Raw genomic sequence first — 4,010 nt, 5'->3', positions numbered from 1 at the left:
TGCGCTGCTGGAGCCCCGCCGAGCTCAAGGCACTGCGTGGGATGCTCGTGCGCCGCGCGGCATAAAAAACACAGAGCCTTTACATTAAGTGGTTAATGTTGGCACGGAACTTGTAAGGTTTTCTCATTATGACCCTAAAGCAACTGATTCACAGCGATATCGAAGCGTGGGCGCGTGTTTGGAAGAGCAAGCCAAGCGCCTCGTTTGTGTTTTACTACTGTGGGCTCCGCGCGACACTGCTCTACCGGATCAGCCATGCCCTCTGGAAAAGCCGCGTGCCGCTGCTGCCCGGCATGCTCTTTCGCCTCAATATCACGCTGCATGGACTGGATGTGCCGCCCTGCACGCCCATCGGGCCGGGGCTCTATATCCCGCATCCTGTGGGTACGGTGCTCTCGGCGGAGAGAATCGGGGCCAATGTGACTTTTATCTCCGGTATCACGGTGGGAATGCGCGGCGAGGCGGAGTTTCCCGTGATTGACGATGGTGTATTTGTGGGAGCGGGTGCCCGTATTCTTGGGAAAGTGCATGTCGGGGCGGATGCTAAGATCGGGGCGAATGCCGTGGTGCTCAAGGATGTGCCGGCGGGCGCGACCGCTGTCGGGGTGCCCGCCCGCATTCTGGGCAACAGTGCGCAAAAGGTAGCGGCATGATCGGAAAATTTCAGACGGTCTGGGTGGTCTTGACCAGCTTGTTCAAGACTCGCCGCTGCACGCGACGTGGGAAATTGATCCGGGTCTGGGGATCTTTACAAGTGATTGGCGATGTGCGCCTAGGGGAGCGGGTGCGGATTCGCGCCACCCACCTGCCGGTTGAGCTGGCCGCCGGGCCGGGGGCCACGATTGAGATCGGGGAGCGCTGCTACATCAACTCCGGGGTCTCTATCGGGGCGCAAGAGCGGGTGACTATCGGGAATAACTGCGCGATTGGCAACTACTCGCTGATCATGGACTCGGACTTTCATAGCCTGGATGACCACACCAAGCCAGGAATCGCTGCGCCGGTGGTGCTGGAGGACAATGTCTGGCTGGGCGCGCGAGTGACCGTGCTTAAGGGAGTTCGGATCGGACGAGGCGCGGTGGTGGCTGCGGGAGCGGTTGTCACCCGCGATGTGCCGCCTTGTGCGCTCGTGGGAGGCGTTCCTGCCAAGCTGATACGGTTTCTAGAGAAGAACGAAAAGTAATGGAAAAAATAATCTCACAACAAGAGCCCCGGAGAAATCGGGTACTCGATGCCCTGGGCGATGAGCTCGGACTAGCCTGGGTGCCGTGGCGGCTGGTGCTAGCCAATACACTGCTACGTCCCCTGCCCGAAGACATGTCCGGGCGCTGGCGGCGGCTTATCTACTGCTGGGCGGGAGTGAGTATTGGCCCGAAGACCCTGGTGCGTGGCGTGTTGCAGCTACGCGGAGGGCGGCAAGCAGTACGCAATCTTACGATAGGACGCGAGTGTCTGATCTATCCTCCGAGCTCCATTGACTGCTGTGCCCCCGTGCGGGTGGGAAACAATGTGACCTTTGGACCGGGCGTGACGATTATCACGGGAACCCATGAGCTGAGCGATCCCTGCCACCGGGCGGGCTCGCTGGTGCCCAAGCCCGTGACAATTGAAGACGGGGCTTGGCTGTGTCTGGGCGCGACGATTCTTCCTGGAGTGACCGTGGGCAAGGGAGCCGTGGTCGCCGCCCGAGCAGTGGTCACCCGCGATGTGCCGCCCCACACGCTGGTGGGGGGAAACCCGGCACGTGTGATTCGCACGCTAGAGACGGAGGTGCGGGTATGAAACGTATTTTGTTTATTCAGTCCCAGACTTTCTACGGTGCCGACTCCGCGATCCATGCGCAGCTTATGGAGCACCTGGATCGTCATAAAGTGGAGGTCTCCGTTGCCTGCAACCATCGCTGTGATGCCAACCGTGAGATGACTGTCCTGGATCGCTTAAAAAAGATCCCGAGTCTCACCGTGCGCCCCACGGAGTTTGGCCCGACCGTCTTTGGACGCCCTCTGCTGGAGAAGCTCTTGCAGTCCGTGACACACGGCCCCCTGATTCCGCTGCATTTGTTGTCGCTCGCTGCCTACATCAAGCGAGAGAAGATCAAGATTATCCACGGCACTGAGAAACCACGCGATGCTTTTTATGGTGTCCTGCTGGCGAAGCTGACTGGGGCACGGAGCGTGATCCATATGCATGTCCGCTACGCCGACTGGCTCCAGCCGACCGTGCGCTGGGCGCTACGCAACGCCGATGCAGTGGTAGGGGTCTCCGAGTTTGTCTCCCGCACGGTGATTGAGGCCGGAGTTCCTGCGGAGCGTGTTCACACCGTGGTCAATGCACTGGATACCCACGATGGTACCTGGGAGCCGCGCGGTGATGCTGCCCAGGTGCGTCAGGAGTTTGGGATTGCACCCGATGCCATGCTGATCGGCGTGTGCTCGCGCCTCTTTCGCTGGAAAGGTCAGAGAGAGCTGATCAAGGCCACCGCACTGATTCTGCCAGAGCTACCGAACCTGCACCTGATGATTGTCGGCGAGGACGACTCCCGTGCCAATCCGGGGGGGGGGAGCTTTCGGGCTGAGCTGGAGGAGCTCGTCGCCCAGCACGGTATGACCGACAATGTGACTTTTACAGGGTTCCGGCAAGACATCCCGCGCCTGATGAACGCCTTCGATCTCTATGCCATGCCGAGTTTTGAGGAGCCGCTGGGAATGGTCTATCTGGAGGCAATGGCCCTGGGTAAACCCGTGGTGGCCTATAACAACGGCGGTGTCCCAGAGATCGTCGCGGATGGCATCACGGGCTTCTTGACAAAACCTTACGATATTGACGCTCTGGCACGCTCGTTGCGTACTCTTGCTCTTGACTCTGGCCTGCGCCAGACGATGGGGGCGGCGGCGCGGGAGCGTGTGCTTCAGGATAACACGTCGAAGCAAATGTGCGCCCAGATGGAACGGGTCTACCGCGCTGTTCTGACGGGATGCCGTGAACCTGAGGCGATTCCCGCCATCAACTAGGGACGAAAAAAGAATGCCATTTCTGAGTGTCGTGATTCCTACCTACAATCGGTGTGTCAGCCTGAAGGTGACCCTGAATGCCTTGAAAGCTCAAGAGGCCGTACCGGGTGGCTTCGAGGTCGTGGTGGTCTCCGATGGTTCCACGGACGGAACCGATGCACTGCTCGCGGGCTGGATGGCGGCAAGCTTGCCGTTTACGCTGCGCCCGATTCGCCAGGAGAATGCGGGACCCGCACGGGCACGAAACCGGGGGATTCACGAGGCGGAGGGCGAGATTGTTGTCTTCCTAGACGATGACGTGGAGCCGCAGCCGGGGTGCTTGAGGGCGCATGCCTTGCGCCATGAAGAAAATAAGAAGCTCGTCCTGATCGGCCCGATGTCGCCTGATCCGAAGCGCACTTCCTCCGAGCCGGTCTGGATCGCCTGGGAGCATGCCATGCTCCAGAAACAGTACGACTCCTGGAAAAACGGGATCTGGGCGGAGCACGAGTGTGGCCCCCATAACTTCTACACGGGCAATGCTTCGGTGCGGCGGGAGTATTTGATGGCGGTGGGGGGCTTTGATGAGGGCTTCACCCGCCAGGAGGATGTCGAGCTTGCGACGCGTCTAGAGCGGGAGTGCGGTGTTCACTTTCGCTTTGATCCCACGCTCGCGGCGCTGCATCGGCCTCTGCGGACATTTGTGTCGTGGCTGCGAGTGCCTCATGCCTATGGCAGGCTCGATGTGATTCGGGCGCAGCGAGGAGATGCCTCCTGGGAGGTCATTCGCCAGAGCTATGTCTCGCGACAGCGTGCGACAAAATTTCTGGCAGGGCTAGCACTACCCCACAAAGTGTTTGGTGCTTTTCTACGGGGACTGCTGCGACTAGCGGCACAAGTGGCGTATGCCGTGCCCGTGGTGGCGGCGCAGCGTGTGGGTTTGGGGGCCTTGAGTGCCCTGTATAACATTCATTATTTAGAGGGAGCACGAGACGAGCTGGGGTCGTGGGATGCTCTCCG

4 protein-coding genes and 1 pseudogene are annotated in these 4,010 nt (G+C 60.2%); all 5 read left to right on the top strand.

Going from position 1 to position 4,010, the window contains the following annotated elements:
- Positions 1–128: 128 nt before the first annotated feature.
- A complete protein-coding gene (locus tag ACH2EH_RS15315; protein WP_395142908.1) occupies positions 129–653 on the top strand; it encodes a serine O-acetyltransferase in 525 nt (174 codons plus the stop codon).
- Positions 650–1,183, top strand: a complete 534-nt coding sequence (locus ACH2EH_RS15310; RefSeq protein WP_395142907.1) for an acyltransferase — start codon at positions 650–652, stop codon at positions 1,181–1,183. Before ACH2EH_RS15315 ends, ACH2EH_RS15310 begins: the two co-directional genes overlap by 4 nt.
- A 452-nt stretch (positions 1,184–1,635) precedes the next feature.
- A pseudogene (locus ACH2EH_RS15305) lies at positions 1,636–1,755 on the top strand (antibiotic acetyltransferase); the annotation flags it as partial.
- Positions 1,756–1,778: 23 nt separating this feature from the next.
- Positions 1,779–3,011, top strand: coding sequence for a glycosyltransferase family 4 protein (locus tag ACH2EH_RS15300; RefSeq protein WP_395142906.1), 1,233 nt, complete (start codon positions 1,779–1,781; stop codon positions 3,009–3,011).
- Positions 3,012–3,024: 13 nt separating this feature from the next.
- Positions 3,025–4,010, top strand: a 986-nt coding sequence (epsD, locus tag ACH2EH_RS15295) for an exopolysaccharide biosynthesis glycosyltransferase EpsD (RefSeq protein WP_395142905.1), incomplete at its 3' end; no start/stop codon positions are given.

The organism is Armatimonas sp. (assembly GCF_043760365.1).
In the GTDB taxonomy this organism is placed as follows: Bacteria; Armatimonadota; Armatimonadia; order Armatimonadales; family Armatimonadaceae; genus Armatimonas.
The sequence above is the reverse complement of the archived record's forward strand: the minus strand, read 5'-3'. Positions and strand labels throughout refer to the sequence as shown.